Origin of the sequence: Spirillospora sp. NPDC052242 (genome assembly GCF_040679555.1) — a bacterium.
Lineage (GTDB): Bacteria > Actinomycetota > Actinomycetes > Streptosporangiales > Streptosporangiaceae > Spirillospora.
In genome coordinates this window covers 1-23,680 of the sequence record NZ_JBFAUZ010000013.1, presented here as the reverse complement: position 1 = coordinate 23,680, position 23,680 = coordinate 1, and the positions used below count along the sequence as shown (strand labels likewise).

The 23,680-nt window shown below is 74.1% G+C and carries 21 protein-coding genes; 6 read left to right on the top strand and 15 right to left on the bottom strand.

The window, feature by feature from the left end; genetic code table 11:
• Window positions 1-19 precede the first annotated feature (19 nt).
• Window positions 20-1,435: a GntP family permease gene (locus tag AB0L25_RS12970; protein WP_500171531.1), complete on the top strand. Its 1,416-nt coding sequence runs from the start codon at window positions 20-22 to the stop codon at window positions 1,433-1,435.
• Between the two features lie 277 nt (window positions 1,436-1,712).
• Here the strand turns inward: AB0L25_RS12970 and AB0L25_RS12965 are convergent, their stop codons facing one another.
• Genes AB0L25_RS12965 through AB0L25_RS12955 form a run of 3 tightly spaced genes read right to left on the bottom strand, consistent with a single transcriptional unit; the run spans window position 1,713 to window position 5,995 of the window.
• Complete coding sequence (locus tag AB0L25_RS12965; RefSeq protein ID WP_500171529.1) at window positions 1,713-2,618, bottom strand: helix-turn-helix transcriptional regulator; 906 nt, start codon at window positions 2,616-2,618, stop codon at window positions 1,713-1,715.
• Between the two features lie 54 nt (window positions 2,619-2,672).
• Window positions 2,673-4,316: an AMP-binding protein gene (locus AB0L25_RS12960; RefSeq protein WP_500171527.1), complete on the bottom strand. Its 1,644-nt coding sequence runs from the start codon at window positions 4,314-4,316 to the stop codon at window positions 2,673-2,675.
• Complete coding sequence (locus AB0L25_RS12955; RefSeq protein WP_500171526.1) at window positions 4,313-5,995, bottom strand: AMP-binding protein; 1,683 nt, start codon at window positions 5,993-5,995, stop codon at window positions 4,313-4,315. Before AB0L25_RS12955 ends, AB0L25_RS12960 begins: the two co-directional genes overlap by 4 nt.
• Before the next feature lie 218 nt (window positions 5,996-6,213).
• Between AB0L25_RS12955 and AB0L25_RS12950 the strand changes: the two genes are divergently transcribed.
• A complete protein-coding gene (locus tag AB0L25_RS12950) occupies window positions 6,214-6,627 on the top strand; it encodes a VOC family protein (protein ID WP_500171524.1) in 414 nt (137 codons plus the stop codon).
• Window positions 6,628-6,645: 18 nt separating this feature from the next.
• Here AB0L25_RS12950 and AB0L25_RS12945 read toward each other — a convergent pair whose 3' ends face one another.
• The 7 genes from AB0L25_RS12945 to AB0L25_RS12915 all read right to left on the bottom strand — a co-directional run bounded on the left by AB0L25_RS12945 (window position 6,646) and on the right by AB0L25_RS12915 (window position 13,599).
• Window positions 6,646-7,215: a GNAT family N-acetyltransferase gene (locus AB0L25_RS12945; RefSeq protein ID WP_500171523.1), complete on the bottom strand. Its 570-nt coding sequence runs from the start codon at window positions 7,213-7,215 to the stop codon at window positions 6,646-6,648.
• 36 nt (window positions 7,216-7,251) lie between these two features.
• Window positions 7,252-9,117 (bottom strand): sugar phosphate isomerase/epimerase and 4-hydroxyphenylpyruvate domain-containing protein, encoded by a 1,866-nt coding sequence (locus AB0L25_RS12940; protein ID WP_500171521.1) that lies wholly within the window; start codon window positions 9,115-9,117, stop codon window positions 7,252-7,254.
• A gap of 32 nt (window positions 9,118-9,149) precedes the next feature.
• Complete coding sequence (gene aroQ, locus AB0L25_RS12935) at window positions 9,150-9,629, bottom strand: type II 3-dehydroquinate dehydratase (RefSeq protein ID WP_500171520.1); 480 nt, start codon at window positions 9,627-9,629, stop codon at window positions 9,150-9,152.
• A 29-nt stretch (window positions 9,630-9,658) separates the two neighbouring features.
• Window positions 9,659-10,675, bottom strand: a complete 1,017-nt coding sequence (locus AB0L25_RS12930) for a DctP family TRAP transporter solute-binding subunit (RefSeq protein WP_500171518.1) — start codon at window positions 10,673-10,675, stop codon at window positions 9,659-9,661.
• Window positions 10,676-10,748: 73 nt separating this feature from the next.
• Entirely contained in the window at window positions 10,749-12,023 is a 1,275-nt protein-coding gene (locus tag AB0L25_RS12925; protein ID WP_500171516.1) for a TRAP transporter large permease, read from the bottom strand.
• Entirely contained in the window at window positions 12,020-12,604 is a 585-nt protein-coding gene (locus AB0L25_RS12920) for a TRAP transporter small permease (protein WP_500171515.1), read from the bottom strand. Before AB0L25_RS12920 ends, AB0L25_RS12925 begins: the two co-directional genes overlap by 4 nt.
• Complete coding sequence (locus AB0L25_RS12915) at window positions 12,601-13,599, bottom strand: zinc-dependent alcohol dehydrogenase (protein WP_500171513.1); 999 nt, start codon at window positions 13,597-13,599, stop codon at window positions 12,601-12,603. Before AB0L25_RS12915 ends, AB0L25_RS12920 begins: the two co-directional genes overlap by 4 nt.
• 183 nt (window positions 13,600-13,782) lie before the next feature.
• Here AB0L25_RS12915 and AB0L25_RS12910 point away from each other — a divergent pair, with 183 nt between their 5' ends.
• Window positions 13,783-14,802 carry a LacI family DNA-binding transcriptional regulator gene (locus AB0L25_RS12910; protein WP_500171511.1) on the top strand — a complete coding sequence of 340 codons (1,020 nt, stop codon included), beginning with the start codon at window positions 13,783-13,785 and terminating at the stop codon, window positions 14,800-14,802.
• Window positions 14,803-14,916: 114 nt separating this feature from the next.
• Here the strand turns inward: AB0L25_RS12910 and AB0L25_RS12905 are convergent, their stop codons facing one another.
• Entirely contained in the window at window positions 14,917-15,630 is a 714-nt protein-coding gene (locus AB0L25_RS12905; protein WP_500171509.1) for a TetR/AcrR family transcriptional regulator, read from the bottom strand.
• 111 nt (window positions 15,631-15,741) lie between these two features.
• On the opposite strand from AB0L25_RS12905, the gene AB0L25_RS12900 reads away from it, so the two are divergent.
• Genes AB0L25_RS12900 through AB0L25_RS12890 form a run of 3 tightly spaced genes read left to right on the top strand, consistent with a single transcriptional unit; the run spans window position 15,742 to window position 19,082 of the window.
• Window positions 15,742-17,286, top strand: coding sequence for an MFS transporter (locus AB0L25_RS12900; RefSeq protein ID WP_500171508.1), 1,545 nt, complete (start codon window positions 15,742-15,744; stop codon window positions 17,284-17,286).
• Between the two features lie 42 nt (window positions 17,287-17,328).
• Entirely contained in the window at window positions 17,329-17,892 is a 564-nt protein-coding gene (locus AB0L25_RS12895) for an RNA polymerase sigma factor (RefSeq protein ID WP_500171507.1), read from the top strand.
• Between the two features lie 2 nt (window positions 17,893-17,894).
• Window positions 17,895-19,082, top strand: coding sequence for a hypothetical protein (locus tag AB0L25_RS12890; protein WP_500171505.1), 1,188 nt, complete (start codon window positions 17,895-17,897; stop codon window positions 19,080-19,082).
• Window positions 19,083-19,179: 97 nt separating this feature from the next.
• Here the strand turns inward: AB0L25_RS12890 and AB0L25_RS12885 are convergent, their stop codons facing one another.
• The 4 genes from AB0L25_RS12885 to AB0L25_RS12870 form a co-directional block, all read right to left on the bottom strand.
• Window positions 19,180-20,238, bottom strand: coding sequence for a trypsin-like serine peptidase (locus tag AB0L25_RS12885; RefSeq protein ID WP_500171503.1), 1,059 nt, complete (start codon window positions 20,236-20,238; stop codon window positions 19,180-19,182).
• 129 nt (window positions 20,239-20,367) lie between these two features.
• Entirely contained in the window at window positions 20,368-21,366 is a 999-nt protein-coding gene (locus AB0L25_RS12880; protein ID WP_500171501.1) for a helix-turn-helix domain-containing protein, read from the bottom strand.
• Between the two features lie 168 nt (window positions 21,367-21,534).
• On the bottom strand, window positions 21,535-23,148 hold the full coding sequence (locus AB0L25_RS12875; RefSeq protein ID WP_500171500.1) for a 3-hydroxyacyl-CoA dehydrogenase: 1,614 nt from the start codon (window positions 23,146-23,148) through the stop codon (window positions 21,535-21,537).
• A gap of 82 nt (window positions 23,149-23,230) precedes the next feature.
• Complete coding sequence (locus tag AB0L25_RS12870) at window positions 23,231-23,437, bottom strand: hypothetical protein (RefSeq protein WP_500171498.1); 207 nt, start codon at window positions 23,435-23,437, stop codon at window positions 23,231-23,233.
• Window positions 23,438-23,680: the final 243 nt, after the last annotated feature.

Here is a 23,680-nt window from a genome sequence, read left to right as displayed (position 1 = left end):
CACCCCCTGAAAGGTCACCATGGTCCACTGGCTGCAACATGAGACGGGCGGCCTGCTGCTGCTGTGCGCCCTGTCCATCGCGGTGCTGCTGTTCTTGATCATCAAGGTCAAGCTGGAACCGTTCATCGCCCTCGTCGTCTCCGGCCTCGCGCTCGCGCTCGTCGCGGGGCTGAGCGTCGAGCAGATCGTCGGGACCGCGCTCAAGTCCGGCGACTCGATCCTGGAGACCGGGTTCGGCGGCCTGCTCGGGCACATCGCGCCGATCGTCGGGCTCGGCACGATCCTCGGCGCCGTCCTGGAACGTTCCGGCGGCGCGGACGTCCTCACCCGGCGGCTCCTCGGGCTCGTCGGCGAACGCTTCGCCCCCCTCGCCATGGGCCTCGCGGGCCTCATCTTCGGCATCCCGGTCTTCTTCGACGTCGGCATCTTCGTTCTCGCGCCGCTGATCTACATCACGGCGAAGCGGGGCGGCCGCTCGCTCGTCCTGTACGCGATGCCGCTGCTCGCCGGGCTGTCCATGACGCATGCGTTCCTGCCGCCGCACCCGGGGCCGGTCGCCGCCGCCGGGCTGCTCGGCGTCCCGCTCGGCTGGCTGATCATCTTCGGCCTGATCTGCGGCATCCCCGCCTTCCTGGTCGCGGGCGTCGCGTGGGGCGCGTGGATCGGCAAGCGCGTCATCGTCGAGGTCCCCGACGAGTTCGTCGTCGGCGAGAAGCAGGGCCCGCAGGCCGGCGCGGACGACGGGACGCCCGGCAAGAGGCCGTCGGAGCCGTCGCTCGGCGCCGTGCTGTTCATCATCGCCGTCCCGCTCGTGCTGATCCTGCTCGCCACGTTCGGCACGGTGTGGTGGGAGGACGCGTCGGTCCTGCCCGTCCTGACCTTCCTCGGCAACCCGGTCGTCGCGCTCACCATCGCCGTGCTCCTCGCGATGTACCTGCTCGGCATCCGGCGCGGCATCACGGGCGCCGAACTGCGCGACACCGCGACCGCGTCGCTGCGTCCCGTCGGCATGATCCTGCTGGTCATCGGCGGCGGCGCGTTCTTCGGCAAGGTCGTGTCGGAGACCGGCGTCGGCACCGCCCTCGCCGGGACGCTGTCGGACGCGGGGCTGCCCACGATCGTCCTCGCCTACCTGATCGCGTGCGGGCTGCGCGTCGCGCAGGGCTCGGCGACCGTCGCGATCGTCACCACCGGCGGCATCGTCGCGCCGCTCGTGGAGAGCGGCGGCCACTCGCAGGCGGGCATCGCGCTGATCGCCATCGCGATCTCCGCGGGCTCGATCATCGCGTCGCACGTCAACGACGGCGGCTTCTGGATCATCTCCCGGTACTTCAACATGTCGGTGCGCGACACCCTCAAGACGTGGACCGTGCTGGAGACGATCCTGTCCGTCGTCGGCTTCGCGATGGCGCTGCTCGTCAGCGCGTTCGTGTAGCCGCCGGACGACGGCCCGTCCGGCCCCCGAATCGGTGCATTTCCCGGACACGCCCGGTCATGGAGGTGTTACCGTTGCCGACGCATCGGGGGCCGGACGTCCGCGCCGCGCGCGGCGGGACGGCCGAGCGATCACGGCCCGGCGCAGCCGCGCGGTGCCGATCCGTCGAGCGGGACGACCGCGGGGGCCGAACCGCGGCGACGGGCGTGCGCCCGCGCGTCCTGACCCCGTCGCCGGGCCCGATCGAGCACGGTCGTCCGCCTCACGGTCGTCCGCCTCACGGCAGCAGCCCCGCGCGCCGCGCCGCCGCCACCGCCTCCATGCGGGTGTGGCTGTCGAGCTTGCGCATCGCCGACCGCAGGTAGCTCTTCACCGTCTCCGGCACCAGCCCGAGCCGCGTCGCCGCCTCCGCGTTCGTGCAGCCCATCGCCACGTACGTCAGGACGTCCAGCTCGCGCGGCGACAGCACCGGCCGCGGCGCCCGCCCGCCGTCGGCGTCGGCCGCCGGCTCGGGCAGGCCCGCCGCGGCGAGCCGCAGCGTCGCCTCCCGCAGCCGGTCGCGGGTCACCGGGTCGTCCACCCGCTCGGCCAGCGCCCGCAACTCCGCGTGCACCGCGCGGACCTCCTCCCAGCGGGCCGCCGAGTCCGCCGCGTCCGGCCGCAGCCGGGTCAGCGCCTCGTCCGCCCGGTCCCGGACGGCGAGGTCCTGCTCGATGTCGCGGGCGGCCTGCATCGCCGCGCCCACCACCCGGTCGGCCAGCCCCAGCGGCTCCCGCAGCGCCCCGTACAGGACGCCCCGGACGCGGCGCCGCACGACGATCGGCACCGCCACGATCGACAGCAGCCCCTCGCGGCCCACCGGGCCGTCGTAGTCGTGGCTGATCGTCGCCGCGCGCGGGTAGTCGCTCACCCACGCCGGGCGGCCCAGCGCCATCGCCTTGCCGCCCAGCCCGTTGCCGTGCCGCACGACGAGCCCGTTCAGCGAGTCGGTGCGGCCGCCGACCAGTTCGGTGATGCGCAGCCGGTCCCGGCCGGTCAGCGCCCCGCCGAACACCATCGGCAGGCCCGTCGCGCGGTGCAGCGCCAGCACCGCCGACCGCACCGCGCCCGCGTCGCCGCCCCGCCCCGGCTCCGGTCCCGGGGCCGGGCCGGCGGGACGCCCTTCCGATGACCGCGCGTCCATGTGTCGAGCATGCACCGGAAGGGGCCGTCCCGTAACCCTGCCGACGCCGATCGTTCAGGCGTGTCGCACGGCCGCGGCCTCGCCGAGGCCCAGGATGTCGACGGCTTCCGCCCGCATCTGGACCTTCCGGACCTTCCCGGTGACCGTCATGGGGAACTCGTCCACGACGTGCACGTACCGGGGGATCTTGTAGCGGGCGAGCTTCCCGTCGCAGAACTTCCGGAGCGCCTCGGCGGTCAGCGGCTCCGCGCCGTCCCGCAACCGCACCCACGCCATCAGCTCCTCCCCGTACCGCTCGTCGGGGACGCCGATGACCTGCGCGTCCACGATGTCGGGATGGGTGTAGAGGAACTCCTCGATCTCCCTCGGGTACACGTTCTCGCCGCCCCGGATCACCATGTCCTTGATCCGGCCGGTGATGTTGACGTACCCCTCGTCGTCCATCACCGCGAGGTCGCCGGTGTGCATCCAGCGCGCCGCGTCGATCACCTCGGCCGTCTTCTCCGGCTCCTCCCAGTAGCCGAGCATGACCGAGTAGCCGCGCGTGCACAGCTCGCCGGCCGTCCCGCGCGGCACCGTCACGCCCGTGGCCGGGTCGACGACCTTGACCTCCAGGTGGGGGTGGACGGTCCCGACCGTGGACACGCGGCGGTCCAGCGTGTCGTTCGCGCGGGTCTGCGTGGACACCGGCGACGTCTCCGTCATCCCGTAGCAGATCGCGACCTCCGCCATCCCGAGCCGCTCGATGACCTGCTTCATCACCTCCACCGGGCACGGCGACCCCGCCATGATCCCGGTGCGCAGGCTCGACAGGTCCGCCGAGCCCAGCGACGGCTCGTTCAGCACCGCGATGAACATCGTCGGCACCCCGTACAGGGACGTGCACCGCTCGGACGCCGCCGCCTGGATTGTCGCGCGCGGGTCGAACGCCGGCGCCGGGATCACGACGCAGGCGCCGTGGCTCGTCGCCGCCAGGTTCCCCATCACCATGCCGAAGCAGTGGTAGAAGGGCACCGGCACGCAGACGCGGTCCTCCTCGTCGTAGCCGCACAGCTCGCCGACGAAGTACCCGTTGTTCAGGATGTTGTGGTGCGACAGCGTCGCGCCCTTCGGGAACCCGGTCGTCCCCGACGTGTACTGGATGTTGATCGGGTCGTCGGCGCTCAGCGTCGCGCCGATCTCCGCGAGCACCCCGGCGTCGCCCGCGCGCCCCGCCTCCAGCAGCTCGTCCCACTCCGGGGTGCCGATCAGCAGCACGTCCGTCAGCCGCTTGCAGCGCGGCCGCACCTCGTCGATCATCCCGGCGTAGTCGGACGTCTTGAACACCGGCGTCGCGACCAGCGTGCGGACGCCCGCCTGGTTCAGGACGAACTCCAGCTCGTGCACCCGGTAGGACGGGTTGATGTTCACGAGGATCGCGCCGAGCTTCGCCGTCGCGTACTGCACGAGCATCCACTCGGCGCAGTTCGGCGCCCAGATCCCGACCCGGTCGCCCTTGCGGATCCCGCGCCCGTGCAGGCCGAGCGCGACCGCGTCGACGTCGGCGGCGAACCGCGCGTACGTCCAGCGGCGGTCGGTCGCGTACTCGACCACCGCGTCCCGGTCGGGATGCAGGGCGACGGTCTTGTCCAGGTTCGCGCCGATGGTGTCGCCGAGCAGCGGCGCCATCGACGCGCCGGAGGCGTACGAGAGCGTCATCGCAGGTCCTCCTCACGGAACTCGCCTTCGGGCCGGTCGTCGGCGCCGGGATGCTTGTCGATCTCGCTCGTCCGCAGTTCCACCCGACGGATCTTGCCGGAGATCGTCTTCGGGAGCTCGCCGAATTCCAGCAGCCGCACCCGCTTGTACGGGGACAGCTGCGCCCGGCTGTGCTCGAAGATCGCCTTCGCGGTCGCCGCGTCCGGCTCCCATCCCGCCGCGAGCGTCACGTACGCCTTCGGCACCGCGAGCCGCACCGGGTCGGGCGACGGCACCACGGCGGCCTCCGCGACGGCCTCGTGCTCGATCAGCACGCTCTCCAGCTCGAACGGCGAGATCTTGTAGTCGGACGCCTTGAACACGTCGTCGGCCCGGCCGACGTAGGTGATGTAGCCGTCCGCGTCGCGGGAGCCGATGTCGCCGGTGTGGTAGTAGCCGTCCGCCATCGCCTCGGCCGTCCGGGCCTCGTCGCCGTGGTACCCGACCATCAGCCCGAGCGGCCGGTCCTCCAGCTCCAGGCAGATCTCGCCCTCGTCGCCGGGCTTGCCCGTCACCGGGTCGATCAGCGCCACCCGGTAGCCCGGCACCGGCCGTCCCATCGACCCCGGCTTCACCGGCTGCCCCGGCGTGTTCGCGATCTGCACGGTCGTCTCCGTCTGCCCGAAGCCGTCCCGGATCGTGCGGCCCCACGCGTCCTTCACCCGCTCGATCACCTCGGGGTTCAGCGGCTCGCCCGCCGCCACCACCTCGCGCGGCGGGGCGCTCAGCCGGCCCAGGTCGGCCTGGATCAGCATCCGCCACACGGTCGGCGGCGCGCAGAAGCTCGTGACGCCGCACCGCTCGATCGTGTCGAGCAGCCGGTCCGCGTCGAACCGCGTGTAGTTGAAGATGAACACGCACGCCTCGGCGTCCCACGGCGCGAAGATGTTGCTCCACGCGTGCTTCGCCCACCCGGGCGACGAGATGTTCAGATGGACGTCGCCCGGCCGCAGCCCGATCCAGTACATCGTCGACAGGTGCCCCGCCGGGTACGACGCGTGCGTGTGCTCGACGAGCTTCGGCTTCGCGGTCGTCCCCGACGTGAAGTACAGCAGCAGCGTGTCGCTCGACATCGTCTGCCCGTACGGGACGAACTCCTCGGCGAGCCCGTACGCGCCGGCGTACGGCACCCACCCCTCGACGGGCGCGCCCACCGCGATCCGCGTGAAGCCGCCCTCCAGACCGGCGAACTTCTCCGCGTGCTCCGCGCCCGTCACCACGTGCTTCGCGGCGCCCCGCGTCAGCCGGTCCTGCAGGTCGGCGGGCCCGAGCAGCGGCGTGCACGGGATCATCACCGCGCCGAGCTTCATCGCGGCGAGCACCGTCTCCCACAGCTCGACCTGGTTGCCGAGCATCAGGATGATCCGGTCGCCGCGCCGCACCCCGTTCTCCCGCAGCAGGTTCGCGACCTGGTTCGAGCGCCGCGACAGGTCGGCGAACGAGTACTTCGCCTCCGTCCCGTCCTCCTCGACGATCCACAGCGCGGGACGGTCGTTCCCCTCGGCGATCCGGTCGAACCAGTCGAGGGCCCAGTTGAAGCCGGTCAGCACCGGCCAGCGGAACCGCTCGTAGGCCACCGCGTAGTTCTCACGGTTCTCGAGCAGGAAGTCGCGCGCCCCGCGGAACTCGACTGCCGGCATGTGGTCTCTCCTCGTGGCCGGACGAACACCTCCGGAGCATCGTTGGCCAACCAGCGTGACCCACGCCACCCCCGAACGGGGGTAGTCCTACCCCGCCCGCGGCGGCCGGGTCAACGGATCGGTCAGGAATCGAGAAGCGCCCGCTCCCGGCCCGTTCGTAGCGTGGTCCCCAGACGGCGGACGGGGTCCGCCCTGAATTCACGAGCAAGGAGACGGACATGAAGGCGCACGTGAGCTCCATCCTCCTCGGCGTCCGCGACATGGAGGCGTCCAAGCGGTTCTACACCGAGGGCCTCGGCTGGAAGATCAAGAACGACTGGGGCGTGTCGGTGTTCTTCGAGTCCGACGGGGCCTCGCCCGTCGGCTTCTACGGCCGCGAGGGGCTGGCCGACCAGGTGGGCACGAGCGCGGAGGGCAGCGGCTTCAGCGGGCTCGTCCTCACCTACGTCGTCCGCAGCGAGGCGCGGGTCGACGAGGTGATGGCGGAGGCGGAGAAGGCCGGCGCCACGATCCTCAAGCCCGCCGGCGCGCTGCCGTGGGGCGGGTACGGCGGCACCTTCGCCGACCCGGACGGCTACATCTGGAGCCTCGGCTACAGCGAGCAGGGCGAAGACCAGCCCTACGCCGAGTAACCCCCGCGCGGACGGCGGTCAGCGGGCGGCGGCGGTCACGGGACGCGGAAACCCGCGGAAGGTCACGGGCTCCCGGACCGCGAAGCCCAGCCGCTCGTAGAGCGCGACCGCACCCGTGTTCACGGCGGCCACGTGCAGGAAGGGACGTTCGCCGCGCGCCAGGACGCGCGCGGCGAGCGCCCGCACCAGCCGTGCGGCGTGGCCGCGCCCGCGCGCCTCGGGGACGGTGCAGACGGCGCTGATCTCCGTCCATCCCGGCGGCCGGAGCCGCTCGCCGGCCATCGCCGCCAGCCCGCCGTTCTCCCGGACGCCGAGGTACGCGCCCAGTTCGGGCGTGCGCGGCCAGAACGGCCCCGGCCGGGTCCGTTCGGCGAGGTCGAGCATTTCGGGCACGCGGTCCGCGCCCAGCTCGACGACGTCCGCGCCGCGCTCGTCCTCCGGGGCGGGCCCGTCCCAGACCATCTGCAGCCCGTCGAGGACGAAGACCGGCTCCCAGTCCGGCGGCGGGACCGCCGGAAGGCTGAACATGTCGGCGAGTTCGCCGCGGCCGAGCAGCCGGGCGAGGTCGTCGTCGTGGCTCACCGGCACGCCGCGCCTCCCGATTCGTCCGTCCCGCCCAGGAGGTTACTGCGCGGCGCGGGCGGCGCGGTGGGCGGCGCGGTGGGCGGCCATGCGGACGGGCGCGTTCGCGGCGCCGTACCCGGTGTAGCCGGGCGAGCGCTGGACGAACTCGAAGAAGACCCGCGACCCGAGGATCGGCGTGCAGAGGTGGAAGTACTCGGCGTCGCCGTCCCGGTCGTAGAAGACGTCGTTCTCGCGGAGGGCGCGGAGCAGGTCCGGGGCGAGCGGCATCCGGGCGTCCAGGTCGTCGTGGTAGTTGCCGGGGACGGCGAGGATCGGGGCGCCGCGCTCGCGCAGGGCCCGCGCGGTGCGGAACACGTCGTCGGTCGCGAACGCCACGTGCTGGGGATCGGGGACGGCCGGGGCCCAGGCGCCGCGGCGCAGCAGCGTGCCGTCGAGGACGAGCCGCAGCCGGCGGCCCGGATCGGTGACCGCCCGGCTGCGGACGAGCCCGAAGGGCGCGGCGAGCTCGGCGTCGTGCTCGGGCGCGAGGCCGAGCAGCGAGCGGTAGAAGAGCGTGGCCTCGTCGAACGCGTCGAAGGGCTGGGCCAGCGCGAGGTGGTCGATCGCGGTGACGCCGGTCCGGGCCTCCCCGGGCGCCCCGGAGAGGATGAAGTCGCCGCGCCAGCCGTCCGGGGCGCCCGTCCGGCAGAAGAAGACGGCGGTGCCGTCGGGGGCGGCCACCGAGGTCAGGTCGGCCTCGGCGGCGCCGCGGGTCCGCGGCAGGACGGGCGCGAGCAGCGCGGTGGCGCGCGCCGCCGCGCGTTCGGGGTCGGCGGTCTCGACGGCGAACGCGCCGATCGCGGCGCCGGTCGCGCCCGGCGGGCCGGCGGCGTTGAGCAGCACCCGCGCCTCGCCCTGCCGCCACAGCTGCACCGGCTTCGACCGGTGCTGCCCGACGTGCGCGAACCCGGTCGCGGCGAGCGTCCGGGCCACCTCGGTCCCGGCCTCGGCGTCGACCGCCAGCTCCACGAAGGCGAAGCCCTCCGGCGCGGGCGCCGCCGGGGGCACGGGACGCGACGGTGCGGCGCGTCCCCCGGCGGCGGGGGCGGCCCCGCGCCCGGCGAGCGACTCCTCCAGGACGATCAGCGAGCGCATCGCGTCGACGGCGGCGCGGTCGGGCGGCGCCTGCCGGAAGACGTCGTTGAAGACCTCCAGCGACAGCGGACCGGCGTAGCCCGCCGCGAGCACCCGCGCGGTGAAGCCGGTGAGGTCGAAGGAGCCCTGCCCCGGGAAGAGCCGGTGGTGGCGGCTCCACTGGAGCACGTCCATGCGCAGGTGCGGGGCGTCGGCGAGCTGGAGGAAGAAGAGCTTCTCGGCGGGGAACCCCGCGAGGCCCGCGATGTCGCCGCCGCGCGACAGGACGTGGAAGCTGTCGAGGCACAGGCCGAGCGCGGGATGGTCGGCGCGCAGGACGAGGTCGGCCGAGTGCTCCCACGTCCGCACGAACCGGCCCCAGGCGAGGGCCTCGTAGGCGACCCGGATCCCGTGCTCGGCGGCGAGGTCGGCGAGGGCGCGCAGCTGCCGCGCGGCCAGCGCGTCGTCGTCGACGGCCTCGGGCGCGACCGACGAGCACACCAGGACGGTGCCCGCGCCGAGCCGCCGCGCCAGCGCGAACTTGTGCGCGGCGCGGCGCAGGTTCCGCCGGTGCAGGTCCGGCGGGACGGCCTCGAAGTCGCGGAACGGCTGGTAGAGCTCGACGGCCAGGCCGAGCTCGGCGCAGCGCTCCGCGACCCGCTCGGGCGGGAGCGGGCAGCCGAGCAGGTCGTTCTCGAAGATCTCGACGCCGTCGAACCCGGCGGCCGCGGCGGCGCTCAGCTTGTCCTCCAGCGTGCCCGACAGGCACACCGTCGCGATCGATCGGCGCATGGCGGGTCCCTCCCTTCCCGGGTGCGGCCGGTTCACGATCCGCCGGGCCGGCCGTCGGCGGCGCCGACGGCCGCGCGGTCGGCGGCGTCGCGGGCCGCGAGCCACCGCAGTGCCAGGACGTACCCGTCGATGCCGCAGCCCGCGATCACCGCGGCGGCGACCGGCGAGATGTACGAGTGCCGCCGGAACGGCTCGCGGGCGTGCACGTTCGTCAGGTGCACCTCGACGAGCGGCGCCGTCAGCATCGCGCAGGCGTCGCGCAGCGCGACGGACGTGTGCGTCCACGCCGCCGGGTTGAGCACGACGGCCGCGCCGTCGTCGGCGGCCTCGTGGATCCAGCCGAGCATCTCGTGCTCGGCGTCGGTCTGCCGGATTACCGCCTCGATGCCCAGCTCGCCGGCCGCCGCGCGGCAGGTCTCGACGAGCCGGGCATAGGAGGCGGTGCCGTACTTGTCCGGTTCCCGCACCCCGAGCCTGCCGAGGTTGGGACCGTTCAGCACGCGAACCCGCACGAAGGGGTCCTTTCTGGAGTCGGCCGGGGTCAGGACGCGGCGGGGGCGGAGGCGCGGACGGCCTTGTAGAGCTCGGCCTGCTCGCCCTTGAGGTTCTCGGTGAAGTACGCCCCGGCCTTCTCGGCGAACGCGGCGCGGTCGACGTCCTCGACGAGCGTGGGCTTCCCCTTGCTCCGCCACTCGGCGAGGATCTTCTTCTCGGCCTCCTCGATGCACGTCCGGTTCTTCGCGCGGGTGTCGGAGACCGCCTTCTGCAGCGCCTGCTGCTGCTCGGCCGACAGTTCCTTCCAGCGGTCGTCGTTGATGACGATGAGCTGGGAGCCGGTCTGGTGGCCGGTGAGGCTGACGTGGCTCTGGACCTCCGCGAGGCTCATCGACGCGATCGTCGGGATCGGGTTCTCCTGCCCGTCGATGATCCCGCGCTGCAGGCTGAGGTACAGCTCCTCGAACGCGACCGCGGTGGGCGCCGCGCCGACGGCCTTGGCGTTCTCCAGGTAGATCTCGGAGTCGGGGAACCGCATCCGCAGGCCCTTGAGGTCGGCGGGCTCCCGGATCGCCGAGTTGGCGGTGAAGTGCCGCATCCCGAAGAACCAGACGTCCAGGACCCGGGTCCCGGTCGCGGTGACGAAGTCCTTCTTCAGCTCGGTGCCCTGCGCGCCGTCGAAGAAGGTGAACAGGTGGTCCGGGCCGTCGAACGCGTACGCCATGTCCAGGACGCCGATCGGGGCGAAGCTCGAGGCGAGCGCGGACGAGCCCTGCACGTCCATGTCGAGGTCGCCGCTCTTGACGGAGGTGAAGCGGGTGGCGTCGTTGCCGAGCTGGCTGTTGGCGAACGTCTCGATCTTCACGCCGATGTCCCGGCCGTTGACCGCGTCGGCGACGGCCTGGATCCCGCAGCGGGTGTGCGGATGGTCGTCGGCGTAGCTGTTGGCGAACGACAGCGTGACGGTTCCGTCGCCGTCTCCGCTGTTCATCGCGCTGCAACCGGCCGTCAGGACGGCCGCGGCGGCCAGCACCGGCAGCGCCTTTCCGGGTGTCTTGCGCATGTGCCTGCTCCTCAACGGGTGGGGGTAGGGGTGGGGTGAGGCGTCGGGGCGGAAAGGGAGCGGGAGCCGGCCGCTACAGGCCGAACAGGTCGGGCAGGAAGGTGACGGTCCCGGGGACGAACGTCACCAGCATCAGGACGGCCAGGAGCGGGATCAGGAACGGCAGGGTGCCGCGGAAGACCTCGTGGACCGGCATCCCCGAGACCGGGCTCATGACGTAGAGCACCGCGCCGATCGGCGGCGTGAGCAGCCCGATCATCAGGTTCATGATGATGACCACGCCGAAGTGCATGGGGTCGACGCCGAACTCGGCGGCGATCGGCAGCAGGATCGGCACCGTGATCACCAGGACCGAGATGCCCTCCAGGACGGCGCCCAGCAGGATCATCAGGAGGTTGACCAGCAGCAGGAACACGAGGGCGTTGTCGGTGAAGCCCAGCATGGCGTCGGCGACCGCCTGCGGCACCCGCTCCCGGGCGAGGATCCAGCCGAGCAGCCCGGACGCGCCGATGATCAGCGTGATGGACGCGGTGGTCTCGGCGGTCTCCCGGGCGATGCCGAACAGGTCGCGCCAGCCGATGCGGCGCTGGACGGCGCCGAGCGCGAGCACGTAGGCCGCCGCCGCGGCGGCCGCCTCGGTGGGCGTGAACACGCCGCCGAGGATGCCGCCGAGGATGATCACCGGGGCGCCCAGCGGGCCGAGGACCCGCACCCCGGCGGCGCGCAGCCGCCGCCACGAGAACGCCTCGCCGCGCAGGTCGTCCCGCTTGCGCATCACGACGTACACCATGATCGCCATGCCCGCCGCCATGAGGAACGCGGGCCCGATCGAGGCCGCGAACAGCGCCCCCGTCGAGATGCCGGCGATGCCCGCGTAGACCACCGCGGGGATGCTCGGCGGCATGATCGGCCCGAGCAGGGCGGACGAGGCGCTGAGGCCGACGGCGAACCGCGCCGGGTAGCCGTTGCGGACCATGTGCGGGATCTCGACCTTGCCGAGGCCGGCGGCGTCGGCGAGCGCCGAGCCGCTCATCCAGGAGAAGCCGAGGCTCACCCCGACGTTGACGTAGCCGAGGCTGCCCCGGACCCGTCCGGCGGCGGCGAGCGCGAACTCGAACAGCCGGTCGCCGATGCCCGCGCGGTTCGCGACGACGCCGACGAGGATGAACAGCGGGACGGCCAGCAGCGGGAAGCTGTTGAGCGACTCGGTGGTCTGCCGGACGCTCAGGCCCGCGGAGTAGCCCTCCAGGGAGACGTAGGTCAGGCAGGGGCCGAGCAGCGCGAACGCCACGGGGACGCGCAGCAGCAGGAGCGCGGCGATGGCGGCGGCGAGCAGCGTCATGCTCATGTCGGCCGCCCCTCCTCTCGGTTGTCGGGACCGGCCTGCGCGTCCCCGGCGCCGTGCGCGGACGTCCCGTCCGTCTCGGGCTCCGGCCGGAAGACGGCGACGACGGAACGGACGGCGGTGAGGGCCAGCCCGATGAGCGGGATCACGTAGAAGAGGCGCATCGGCATGCCGAGCGCGGGCGAGGTCTGCGCGTCGTCGGACGTGACCAGCACCCACGCCTCGTAGAGGAGGTTGAGGCACACGATCGCGACGGTGACGTTGGCGACGATGCCGACGGCGCGCAGCAGCCGGGGCCCGGCCACGATGTCGATCACCTTGAGGGCGACGTGGCCGTCGCGGGCCATCAGGTGTCCCGCCATGGCGAAGGTGAGCCAGACGAACGCGAACCGCGCGAGTTCGCCCGTCCAGACCCAGCCGCCGCCGGGCAGGTAGCGCTGGACGGCCTGGAGCAGCATCAGCCCGCCGATGAGCGCGAGCAGCAGGGCGGCGGTGGCGGCCTCGGCGAGCGAGAGCGCCCGCAGGACGGGGCCGGGACGCCGTCCGGGGGGCCGCTCGGGGGGCGCGGGGTCGTCGGCGGTCATGGGCGCTCCTCTCCCCAGCCGGACAGGTCGATCCAGGATTTGCCGGGGGCCGTGCGCGCCTCGGCGAAGGCGCGCTCCGCCTGCTCCGGGGGGACGCCGGGCCGCAGCACGCCCGCGAGCCGGGGGACCGCGTCGGCGACGGCCGCGACGGTTTCGGCGAAGTCGTCCGGATGGTCGTAGATGAGCGAGCCGCGCACCTGGAGCTGCCGCCGGGTGAGCTCCATCGTCGACAGCCCGACCGGCTCGCTGCTCATCCCGATCACCATGACGGTCCCGCCGGTCGCGACCCGGCGGGCCGACGTCTCCCAGGAGGCGGGGACCCCGGCGGTGTCGAAGACGAACGGGAAGGCGCGTCCGTCGCCGGGCGCGACGGCGCGGGCGCCGATCCGCTCGGCGAACGCGACCCGGTCGGCGCGGGAGTCGGTGACGAACACCCGCGCCCCGGCCTCCAGCAACGTCAGGCAGGTGAAGAGCCCCTGCGATCCGGCGCCGACGACCAGGCACGCGGTGCCGGGCGCCACGCCGGCGCGGCGGACCGCGGACCGGGCCACCGCGTACGGCTCGACGCACGCCAGGATCTCCGGGTCGACCGGGGACGGCAGCGGCCAGGCGAACCGCGCGGGGACGGCGACCCGTTCGGCGAGCACTCCCGGGACCGTGATGCCGGGGCTGAGCCGCCGCTCGCAGCCCGAGGTCATGCCGCGCAGGCACGGCGGGCAGTCGAAGCAGCAGTAGTTGGGTTCGAGCACCGCCTGCTGCCCGACCCGCCGGTCGGTGACGGCCGCGCCGACGGCGACGATCCGGCCGCCGCCCTCGTGGCCCAGCACCCAGGGCAGGGCGGGGGCGGGGCGGGTGCCGTCGTGGACGGCGAGGTCCGATCCGCACAGGCCGACCGCGGTCATCTCGACGACCACGTCGTGCGGTCCGGGTTCGGGCTCCGCCAGGGAGCCGACGACCTCGGCGCGCCGAGGTTCCGTCAGGACGATCGCCCGCATGGCATCCGTTCTTCGCTGCCGGGCGGCACGGCCGTGTGACCTCCGCCACAGAGGTGGAATGTGCGGTTTGACAGTAAATTCGTGGTCAGCGGCATGGCAAGCGGTTGCCAAAACTTTCCATCACGGTGAAACTGGTGCGGGCGGCGCGGGCCGTGCGGCGGCGGTCGAGCGGAGGGGCGGCGGATGGCGGAGGGCAGGGCGGAGGGCAGGGCGGCGCGGCCGACGATCTACGACGTGGCGCGGGAGGCCGGGGTGTCGCCGTCCACGGTGTCGCGCGCGATGTCCAATCCGGGACGCGTCAACGCCGTGACCGCGGCCCGGGTCGCCGAGGTGGCCGCCCGGCTCGGCTACCGCACGAACACGCTGGCGCGGGCGCTGCCGTCCGGCCGGACCGACACCCTCGCCCTGTTCGTCTCCGACATCACCAACCCCCACTTCTTCGGGGTCATCCGGGGCGCCGAACATCAGGCGCGCGCCGCGGGCTGCACCCTCATCGTCGGCGACACCGAGGAGTCGCCCGAGGTCGAGGCGCGCAACATCGAGCGGCTCGGCCCGTCCGTCGACGGGTTCGTGATCGCGGCGAGCCGGATGTCGGACGAGGAGATCACGAAGCTCGCGGCCGGGCACCGCCTCACGCTGATCAGCCGGCAGGTCGCGGGCGTGCCGAGCGTCATCGTCGAGCACGCCGAGGGCACCCGCCAGATCGTCGAGCACCTCGCCTCGCTGGGGCACCGCTCGATCGTCTTCCTCGCCGGGCCGCCCCGCTCCTGGCTGGGCGCGCGGCGCTGGGAGGCGCTCGCCGCGGCCGCCGCGCGGCACGGCATCGCCGCCCGGCGGATCGGCCCCTTCGCGCCCACCGTCGCGGGCGGCGCCGCCGCCGCCGACGCCGCGCTCGGGACGGGCGCGACCGCGGCCGTCGCGCACAACGACCTGCTCGCCATCGGCGTCCTGCGCCGCTGCGCCGAACGCGGCGTCGCCGTGCCCGCGGACCTCAGCGTCGTCGGCTACGACGACATCTTCGGCGCGGACTTCTGCTCGCCGCCGCTGACCACCCTCGCCGGCCAGTTCGAGGAGTCCGGCCGCACCGCCGTCGACATGCTGCTGGCCGTGCGCGACCGGCACGGGGTCCGCCCCGCCCGCGACCAGGTCGTCCTGGACTCCCACCTCGCCATCCGCCGCTCCACCGGCCCCGCCCCGCGCTGACCCGGGAGACCGGCCGTCCGGCGGCAACAGCCGGAGCCGCCCGCGAAGCCGCCCTTCTGAGCCGGCCGCCGCTCAGGCCCCGCCCCGGACGCCCGGGACGGGGGCCTACCGCGTTCAGCGCGGGAGGCGGGCCTCGATGCCGTCGAGGACGCACGCGAGCCCGAACGCGAACCGGCCCTCCAGGACGTCGCCGGTCTCGTTCGCCCACACGTCGCGGACGTGGGACGCGAGCAGCGGACGTTCCGCGCCGACCCGTTCGAGGTACGGGCCGAGCGCGCCGATCCAGTCGGCGGGCGAGGCGCCGGCCTGGTTCGCCTGCCAGCCGGCCTCGCCCCCGGCGGCGCCGATGACGTAGTCGACGACGAGGGACCAGGCGTACTCGAGGTCGAGGCCCGCGAACCCGGCGGCCGCGAACGCGCCGATCGCCTCGTCCATCACCCGGGTCGCGTTGGGGCCGAGCATCGGACGGACGCCGAACAGCGTGACCGTCCAGGGGTGCCGGTGGATCATCGTGCGGAGGCTGCGCGCGTACCCGGCGGCCGACGCGCGCCACCCGTCCTCCCCGTCGGGCGGGGGGACGGTCACCTCGGCCATGACGCGGTCGAGGGCGAGTTCGAGCAGTTCGTCCTTGTTCGCGACGTGCCAGTACACGGAGGTCGCGCCCGCGTTGAGGCGGGTGCCGAGCCGCCGCATGCTCAGCCCGCCGAGTCCTTCGGCGTCCAGCAGTTCGAGCGCCGCGTCGACGATCTGGTCGCGGCCGAGCGCGGGCTGCTCGCGCCGGGCCTTCTCCGGACGCACCCACACAGATGCCGGTGCCGCCTTCGCCATTCGACCGCCCTCCCGTTCGTCCCGCACATGGTACCGGGACTTGAACGGCGTGCGAGTGCACTCGTACAGTGTGCGAATTGACTCGCACACCGTTCGAGAAGGAGTCTCGCAATGGCCGAAGCGCAACCGCATCCGCACCCGGAACCGCATCCGCACCGATGGCGGATCCTCGGCGTCCTCTGCCTCAGCCTGTTCGTGGTCGTCGTCGACAACACGATCCTGAACGTGGCGATCCCGTCCCTGATGACCGAGACGGACGCCACGACGTCGGACGTCCAGTGGGTGATCGACGCCTACTCGCTCGTCTTCGCGGGCCTGCTGCTCACCGCCGGGAGCCTCGGCGACCGGTTCGGCCGCCGCCGCGCGATGCTGGCCGGGTTCGCGCTGTTCGGCGGCGCCTCGCTGCTCGCCGCGTTCGCGGCCGGGCCCGGCCACCTCGTCGCGCTGCGCGCGCTGATGGGCGCGGGCGGCGCGTTCCTCATGCCCGGCACCCTGTCGATCATGGCGCAGGTGTTCGGCCCGGACGAGCGCGCCAAGGCGTTCGCGATCTGGGGCGGGACGTCGATGGTCGGCGTCGCCGCCGGGCCCGCGCTGGGCGGGCTGCTGCTGGAGCACTTCTGGTGGGGCTCGGTGTTCCTGGTGAACGTGCCGGTCACGGTCGCGGCCGTCGCCGGCCTGCTCCTGCTCGTCCCCGAATCGCACGGGCCGCGCCGCCGTCCGGACGTCCCGGGCGCGGTGCTCTCGACGGCGGGCGTGTCCGCGCTCGTGTGGGCGGTGATCTCCGGTCCGGAGCACGGCTGGACGAGCGCGGACGTCCTCGGGGCGCTCGGCCTCGCCGCCGCCGCGCTCGCCCTGTTCGTCCTGCGGCAGCACCGCGCGGCCGAGCCGATGCTCGACCTGCGGCTGCTGCGGCGCCCCGAGTTCACCGGCGCGGCCGTCACCATCGCGCTGTTCGGGTTCGCGCTCGCCGGGACGCTGTTCGCGCTCACGCAGCTCCTCCAGTTCGTCCTCGGCTTCACGCCCCTCGCGGCCGGGCTCGCGCTGCTGCCGGTCGCCGTCGCCGCCGGGGTCGGCAACGGCGTCGGCGCGTCCCTCGAAGGACGCATCGGCGCGCGGAACGCCCTCGTCGCCGGGTTCGTCCTCGTCGCCGCCGGTTTCGCGGCGCTGGGCCTGGCCGGTCCCGGCGACGGCTACGGCGCGCTCGTCGGCGGTCTCACCGTGCTCGGATTCGGCGCCGGACTCGGGGCGCCGCCCGCGTACAGCACGCTCATGGGCGCGATCCCCCGCGAGGAGGCCGGCATCGGGTCGGCGGTGAACGACGCCGGGCAGGAACTCGGCAACGCGCTCGGCGTCGCCGTCCTCGGCAGCGTCATCTCCGCCGCGTACGCCCGCGCCCTCCCGGACGGGACGCCCGCCGCCGTGCGGCGCTCGCTCGGCGACGCCCTCGCCCTGGGCGACCCCGCGCTCGCCGGCGCCGCCCGCGACGCGTTCGCCCGCGCGGTGTCCGCCGGCTCGTTCGCGGCGGCGGGTGCGATGCTGGCCGCCGCGCTGTTCGCCGCGCTCGTCCTCCGCTCGTCCGGCGGCGGCGACGGAAAGCGAAAGCGGGTCGCGGAACCGGTGGAGTACCGGGTGACGACCATCCCCCCGGAGGTGTGACATGCCCGACGACCCCCGCCCGCGGCACCCGCGGACGGCCCCGTGACCGCCGCGCCCGAGATCGACGACGCCGCGCTCGTCACCGCGTCCCGCGACGACCCGGACCGGTTCACCGACGTCTACGACCGGCACTTCCCGGTGATCCACCGGTACGTCGCGGGACGCCTCGGCGCGCAGGCCGCCGAGGACGTCGTCGCCGAGACGTTCCTCGCCGCGTTCCGCCGCCGCGCCACGTTCGACCCCGCGAAGGGCGACGTCCGGCCCTGGCTGTTCGGCATCGCGACGAACCTCGTCGCGCAGCACCGGCGGGCCGAGACCCGCCGGTACCGGGCGCTGGCCCGGCTCGGCGCCGAACCGGACGCGGGCGGCCACGAGGACCGCGTCGCGACCGCCGTGTCGGCCGCGGGGATGCGGCCGAGCCTCGCGCGCGCCCTGGCCGGGCTGTCCCGCAAGGAACGCGACGTCGTCCTGCTCGTCGCGCTCGCGGAACTGTCCCACCAGGAGATCGCGGCCGTGCTCGGCATCCCGTTCGGCACGGTCGGGTCCCGGCTGAACCGGGCGCGCAAGAAGCTTCGGGCGGCTCTCGCCCCGACGCAAGGAGACTGACCATGGACGAGATGAAGGCGATCGCCGAGATGCTGAACGAGCCCCCCACCCAGAAGGCCGCCGACGAGGGCCGCCGCCGCCTCCGGCGCGAGATCGCGAACCCGTCCGCGGGCCGGCGCGCGCGGGCCCGCTTCGGATGGCCGTTCAAGGCCGGGCTGGGCATCGTCGCGGTCGGCGCCGCCGCGGCCGTCGCGGTCTCCGTCATCGGATCGGGGACGCGGCCTTCCGAGAGCGGGCAGGCGGGCGCCCCGCAGGGCGAGATCGACCTCGGCAGGCAGGCCGTCCTGGTGGCGGCGGAGAACGCCGCGAAGCAGGAGACCGGCAAGTACTTCTTCGCGAACCACGTGTCCGGGCAGTCGTACGTCGTGCCGGCCGGGACCGGCGCGTACGCCATCGACGGCGCGCGCTCCGCGACCTTCGTCGCGGCCGGGCTCGAGCCCGGGGCGAAGGTGACGTACTACGAGAGCTTCCCCGGCCCCCGGACGTGGACGCCGGCGGACGAGGCGGCGTGGAAGAAGGCCGGGTCCCCGTCGAAGATCAAGGTGTGGTCGAGCGACAAGTGGCTCACCTTCGACATGGCGAAGAAGGCGCCGTGGAAGCTGGACGGCGTCAACACGCAGAAGGAATGGCTGGGCCGGTACACCCTCGAAGAGCTGCAGAACCTGCCGACCGACCCGGAGAAGCTCGCCGAGGAGGCGTTCGATCCGGCGACGACGGAGGCCGAGATGCTGCGGTCGCGCGGGCTCGACGTTCCCGCGCACCTCAAGACCGAGGAGTTCGTCGCCGCCGAGAAGATCCGCATGGTCGGCTGGCGGCTGAGCGACCTGCCGGTCCCGCCGAAGGTGCGGTCCGCGCTGATGAAGGCGCTGATGGCCGAGCCCGGCGTGCAGGCCGTCGGCGAGACCACCGACCCGCTGGGCCGCAAGGGCGTCGCGCTGACGTCCGGGAGCCGGACCACCACGGTCACCGGCGAGTTCGGCACGCCGCCCGGGCAGCGGGGCGCCTACGGCAGCCGCATGGAGCTCGTCTTCGACAAGGCGACCGGCAACGCGCTGGCCATGCAGAACGTGCTGACGAAGCCGGGCGGCCCCTACAAGGACCGCGAGCCCGGGTTCGTCATCGACTACACCGCCATCCGCGACATGGGGTGGAGCGACACCGAGCCCGCCCCGCCGCGGGACGCCTCCTGAGGACGGCGGCGCGCCTCCGGCCCTCGTGGCCGGAGGCGCGCCGCGCGCGGTGTCGGCCGGGTGGCGGCGAGCCGCCGGAGCCCGGCGTCAGCCGGTGTCAGTCGGTGTGGACGGCGTTGCGGACGTTGATGGCGGCCGTCCCGAGCGTGGGGCCGTACTCCCACGGGTCGTTCCCGTAGTGCCAGGCGTTGTGCCCGATGATGTAGCCCCAGCCGCGCGAGAGCGGCATCTCGGTGATCCACGGCCCGCCGCTGGAACCGCCGCCCATGTCGCAGCCGATCCGCTTGTAGAGGGCGTCCGCCGCGGCGTAGCCGACGCAGAACCGCAGCTTGTTCGAGCTGATCCCCGAGCGGGCCGGGTGCGTGTTCTGCGGGTAGCCGAACGCCCGCGTGTCGTGGAACGTCGTCTCGTTGTAGTCCTCGCCGAACCGGTAGCCCTGGTAGCCGACGACGTCGCCGACCTTGCGGCCGTTGCTGAGGTTCAGCGCGATCGCGGCCATGTCGTACCGGTGGTTCTTGCCCTCGAAGTAGCCGTTCGGCGCGGCCCACGACCGGCCCGTCCACGTGCCGTACGGGCGCTTGCCGTCATGGAAGTCCGGGACGAACGCGAAGTTCGAGTACCAGTTGCCGCCGCCGTCGGTGACGCAGTGCCCGGCCGTCCAGATCGTGTTGCGGTTGGACGAGTTGATCGTGGCGGCCGAGCAGTAGTAGCCGGAGCCGTTGCGGGTGTAGAAGAGCTTCCCGACGGTCTGGGCGGGCATCCGCCCGTGGTCCGCCCAGACCTTCGAGGTGGAGAAGTAGGTCAGCGCCTTGGTCTCGAAGGCCGGGTCGCCGGAGGCGGCGGCGGACGGGATGTGGCCGTCGCCGACCTCGGGCTCGGCCACCGGCGGCTCCGCGGCGGCGGCCTGCGCCGACTCGGCGGCCTTGGCGGGGGTCACCGCGGGGGCCGGTGTCGGCTCCGCGGCGGCCATCCGCTCGGGCGTCCAGTACTCCTCGACCTGCACCGCCGACCGCGCCGACGCGGAGCCGGCGGCCGTGCCGGTCGCGGCGGCCCAGGGGTTCGCGGCGGGCGTCTCCCGCGCCTGCGCCGCCGCGGCGGGGGCCGCCGTCGCCAGCGCGAGCAGTGCCGTTCCGAGAACGGCGAAACGTCGTGTCATCACATGTTGATCTTCGACACGATCGGGGGAGAAGTCCTTGGCCTGCCGTCGACGGTTCCTTGACGATCCGTCCACGGCGTCCACGGCGTCCACGGCGTCCCACGGCGCCCGCGGGCGTCCACGGGGCGGCTACGTGGGCGCGCCGAGCGTCCGGTGCCGGTAGTCGCTGGGCGGCAGCCCGAACGCGTCGCGGAACGCCCGGGTGAACGCGGAATGGTGCGTGAACCCCCACATGGCCGCGATGCGGTGGACCGGGACGGCGCGCAGCGCGGGATCGGCCAGCGCCAGCCGGGCGCGCTCGAGCCGCCGCAGCCGGATCCAGGCCGCGACCGTGCGGCCCTCCGCGCTGAACAGCCGGTGCAGGTAGCTGACGGAGATGTGGTGCGCGGCGGCGACGGCGGCCGGGGTCAGCCCCGGGTCCTGGAGGTGCCGGTCGATGAACTCGTGCGCGTGCAGCAGCAGCGCCCGCCTGCGGACCTCGGGCGGCGCGCCCTCGCCCGCCTCCCCCGCGTCGATCGCGTGGGCGAGGAGCGCCGACGCCAGGTCGGCCAGGACGGTCGCGAGGCGCGGCCCGTCGGACGCGCGGTAGGCGCCGGGGTCCGCGAGGATGTTCGCCACCGTCCCCGCCAGCAGCCCGCCGACGCCGTCGTGCCCCGGCAGCGGCGGCCCGATCGCCCGGCCGAGCCGGTCCCCGGGGACCGACAGCAGCCGCTTCGGGACCACGACCCCGACCGACTCGACCGGGCCGGAGCCGCCGGCCGGGCGGATCGCGGCGGGACGGGACGGGTCGTGCGCCAGCCACTGCGCGGGCCCGTACCGGAACTCCCGGTCGCCGCAGACGGCCTCGACGCACCCGCGCAGCACCAGCGACAGGCACAGGACGTCCGGATCGGACCGCCGGACGAGGTCCGGTCTCCGGCGGAAGGTCTCCGGGGTCGTCGCGGTCGCGAAGACCGTCACCGTGTCGGGGTCCGTGCCGAGCCGCAGCGCGCGCTCGCCCGCGTCGAGGCGATCGCGGTCGCCGCCCGGCCCCACCGGGGCGCGGGACCGGCCCACCGGCTCCCGCCAGTGGCCGATCCGGTCCGCCGCGCGGGCCGCGTCCGCCGTCCGGAACACCGTCTCGATCAACCGAACCTCCGTGTCGCCGCCTCCCGGCGGCCGGGCCGTCCGGCCGCCGGGATCAAGATCGCGAAATAGAGGTTTCGGACGGGGCGGCCAACGGCCGCCGAACGGGGCGCGGCCCGCGGCCGAACGGCGCCGGAACGTTCGGGGACGTCGGCGGAGCGCTACGGGCCGCTACGAAACGAGGTCGGCCGGGCGGGTGCCGGTCTCGGTCAGGGGGAGGTCGAGGCCGGCCCGCTCGGTCAGCCACGTGGACGGCCGGTAGCGCGGGTCGCCCGTGCCGAGCGACAGCCCCTCCAGGATGTCGAGGACGACCTCGGCGCCCACGTGGTCGCCCCACTCCAGCGGCCCGCGCGGGTAGCCGAGGCCGAGCCGGACGGCCGTGTCGATGTCCGCGGGACGGGCGAGGCCCTGTTCGGCGATCCCGCACGCGACGTTCACGATCGACGCCAGCAGCCGCTGCGCGACCGGCGCCGGGCCGTCCCGGACGACGCTCACCGGACGGCCCGTCGCCGCGAGCGCCGCGACGGCCGACCGTCCCGCCGCCCGGTCCACGGCCGGGTGCACGCCGAGCGTGAGCCGCGTGAAGAACCCGCCGAGCGGGTCGACGCTCAGCGTCCGCTCCGGCGGCAGCCCCGCCCGGACGGCGACCGAGCCGCCCGGCTCCCCGTACGGCGTCACCAGCACGACCGCCCGGTCCGACGGCGCGTCCCCCTGCTCCACCTCGACGTCCGCCGCCGCCAGCAGCGCGCCCAGCGTCTCCCGGGCGCCCGGCTCGCCGCCGTCCGCCGCGTCCTCGTGGATCCACACGGGGCGCCGCTCGGCGTCCGCGGGCGGCGTGATCTCCGCGGGCTCGCGCTTGGCGCCGTCCGCGTACGCGTAGAAGCCCTCGCCGGTCTTGCGGCCGAGCAGCCCCGCCTCCAGCCGGGCCCGGCCCACGCGCGACGGGCGCAGCCGGGGCTCGGTGTAGAAGCCCGTCCACACCGACTCCATCACCGGGTGCGAGACGTCCATGCCGGTCAGGTCGAGCAGCTCGCAGGGTCCCATCTTGAGGCCCAGGACGTCCCGGGCGATCCGGTCGATGTCCACCGGTTCGGCGGCGCCCTCCGACAGGATCTGCATCGCCTCGGTCACCAGCCCGCGCCCCGCGTGGTTCACCAGGAAGCCGGGCGCGTCCGGCGCCCGCACCGGCTCGTGGCCCAGCCGGCGGACGAGCGCGGCGAGCGCGTCCGGGATCCACCCGGCGGTCCGCGCGCCCGGGATCACCTCGACCAGCCGCATCAGCGGCACCGGGTTGAAGAAGTGCAGGCCCGCGAGCCGCGACGGGTCCGCGAGGGCCGCCGCGATCGCCGTCACCGGCAGCGAGCTGGTGTTGGTGGCGAGCACGGTCTTCGGCGGGCACGCCTTCTCCAGCGCGGCGAACAGCGCGCGCTTGGTCTCCATGTCCTCGCGGACGGCCTCCACGACGAGGTCGCACTCGCCGAACGGCGTCAGCGGCTCGCCCACCGGACGCAGCCGCTCCTTCGCGGCCGCCGCGTCGGCCGCGGTCATCCGGCCCTTCGCGACCAGCCGGTCGAACATCCCGGAGACGTGCTCGACGGCGTCCCGCACCGCCTCCATCCGGACGTCCGCGATCTCGACGGTCACGCCGCCCGCCGCCGCGAGCTGCGCGATGCCGCGGCCCATCGCCCCGGCGCCGATCACCCGGAGCGTCCGCACGTCCCGCGCCCACCGCTCCGCCGCGCCGTCGTGTCCCGAGCCGTTCGGTTCCGCGCCGTCCCGCACCATGCCGTCTCCTCGCACCCGTCCGTCCGCAGGATGATGCTACGGGTGCGCCCCGTGCCGGAATCGTCCCGGTGCGTTCGGCGGGTCAGTAGCCGCCGTCGTCGTCCTCGTTCTGCTCGTTCTCGTTGCGGTCGTCCCGCTCCTGCTCGTTGTCGCCGTCCTCGTCGCCGCCCCCGCCGCAGCCGGCCGTCACGGCGGCGGTGGCGCCCAGGACCCCGGCCGTCGCGACCGCCGGAAGCGACGCCGGCGTCACCGCCGTCACCACGGCGAGCAGCGTCTTGAGCAGTTTCATCGGCAACCCGGCCATCGAACCCCCCACGTCCCGTGAAGGCGCGTCCCGGATCGGACGCGCCACGGGGGTGCTACCCCGGGCGCCGCGGGTCTCACGCGTCCGCCCGGAACGGCCTGGGGCGGACGGGCGCCGGGGGTGCCGGCGCCCGCCCGGGGATGCTCTTATGGATGTCAAGCGGCGAGTTCGAGATCGTGAGCGGTGATGATCTGGAAGAGCTCGCGTGCGACGTAGCGTTTGAGGCAC

Excerpts from the sequence above, each read along its gene's own strand:
- AB0L25_RS12905 (WP_500171509.1), bottom strand. The coding sequence starts at position 15,630 with ATGGCGAAGGCGGCACCGGCATCTGTGTGGGTGCGTCCGGAGAAGGCC.
- AB0L25_RS12875 (WP_500171500.1), bottom strand. The coding sequence starts at position 23,148 with ATGGTGCGGGACGGCGCGGAACCGAACGGCTCGGGACACGACGGCGCG.
- AB0L25_RS12965 (WP_500171529.1), bottom strand. The coding sequence starts at position 2,618 with ATGGACGCGCGGTCATCGGAAGGGCGTCCCGCCGGCCCGGCCCCGGGA.
- AB0L25_RS12950 (WP_500171524.1), top strand. The coding sequence starts at position 6,214 with ATGAAGGCGCACGTGAGCTCCATCCTCCTCGGCGTCCGCGACATGGAG.
- AB0L25_RS12870 (WP_500171498.1), bottom strand. The coding sequence starts at position 23,437 with ATGAAACTGCTCAAGACGCTGCTCGCCGTGGTGACGGCGGTGACGCCG.
- AB0L25_RS12900 (WP_500171508.1), top strand. The coding sequence starts at position 15,742 with ATGGCCGAAGCGCAACCGCATCCGCACCCGGAACCGCATCCGCACCGA.
- AB0L25_RS12925 (WP_500171516.1), bottom strand. The coding sequence starts at position 12,023 with ATGAGCATGACGCTGCTCGCCGCCGCCATCGCCGCGCTCCTGCTGCTG.
- AB0L25_RS12970 (WP_500171531.1), top strand. The coding sequence starts at position 20 with ATGGTCCACTGGCTGCAACATGAGACGGGCGGCCTGCTGCTGCTGTGC.
- AB0L25_RS12910 (WP_500171511.1), top strand. The coding sequence starts at position 13,783 with ATGGCGGAGGGCAGGGCGGAGGGCAGGGCGGCGCGGCCGACGATCTAC.
- AB0L25_RS12920 (WP_500171515.1), bottom strand. The coding sequence starts at position 12,604 with ATGACCGCCGACGACCCCGCGCCCCCCGAGCGGCCCCCCGGACGGCGT.
- AB0L25_RS12960 (WP_500171527.1), bottom strand. The coding sequence starts at position 4,316 with ATGACGCTCTCGTACGCCTCCGGCGCGTCGATGGCGCCGCTGCTCGGC.
- AB0L25_RS12930 (WP_500171518.1), bottom strand. The coding sequence starts at position 10,675 with ATGCGCAAGACACCCGGAAAGGCGCTGCCGGTGCTGGCCGCCGCGGCC.
- AB0L25_RS12890 (WP_500171505.1), top strand. The coding sequence starts at position 17,895 with ATGGACGAGATGAAGGCGATCGCCGAGATGCTGAACGAGCCCCCCACC.
- AB0L25_RS12915 (WP_500171513.1), bottom strand. The coding sequence starts at position 13,599 with ATGCGGGCGATCGTCCTGACGGAACCTCGGCGCGCCGAGGTCGTCGGC.
- AB0L25_RS12955 (WP_500171526.1), bottom strand. The coding sequence starts at position 5,995 with ATGCCGGCAGTCGAGTTCCGCGGGGCGCGCGACTTCCTGCTCGAGAAC.
- AB0L25_RS12940 (WP_500171521.1), bottom strand. The coding sequence starts at position 9,117 with ATGCGCCGATCGATCGCGACGGTGTGCCTGTCGGGCACGCTGGAGGAC.
- AB0L25_RS12885 (WP_500171503.1), bottom strand. The coding sequence starts at position 20,238 with ATGACACGACGTTTCGCCGTTCTCGGAACGGCACTGCTCGCGCTGGCG.